This window comes from Stenotrophomonas sp. GbtcB23 (assembly GCF_019091045.1).
GTDB classification, from domain to species: domain Bacteria; phylum Pseudomonadota; class Gammaproteobacteria; order Xanthomonadales; family Xanthomonadaceae; genus Stenotrophomonas; species Stenotrophomonas rhizophila_A.
On the sequence record NZ_JAGXKC010000260.1, the window covers coordinates 1 to 349 of the forward strand.

Below are 349 nucleotides of genomic sequence, written 5' to 3' on the forward strand. Positions count from 1 at the left end.
TGTGGCCATGGGTCTCAATTCGGTGGAAGGCGGCCGTTTCGTGCTCGACTTCGCAGGCTCCAGGCCCGTTCTGAGGCAGGTGGAGCTCAACGAGATCGGAGTGCTCTCGCTGCATGCCTTCGACGTGTTCGACAGGATCCGGCGCACGAGCAATGCTGCCGCCTCCGCGCCCCTGACCGGCCGCGAACTCGAAGTCGTCCGCTGGACGGCACAGGGCAAGACCTCGGTGGAGATCGGCCGCATCCTGTCGCTCTCGGATCATACCGTGAACGCCTATATGACAAACGCCATTAAGAAACTGGATTGCGTGAATCGAACGCAGTTGGTAGCTAAGGCCATCAGATTGAAA

At 59.9% G+C, this 349-nt stretch carries 1 protein-coding gene; it reads left to right on the plus strand.

Translation table 11 applies throughout. The features are described from left to right. A partial coding sequence (locus tag KVS69_RS19035; protein ID WP_217539527.1) for a helix-turn-helix transcriptional regulator occupies positions 1-349 on the plus strand: 349 nt, incomplete at both ends.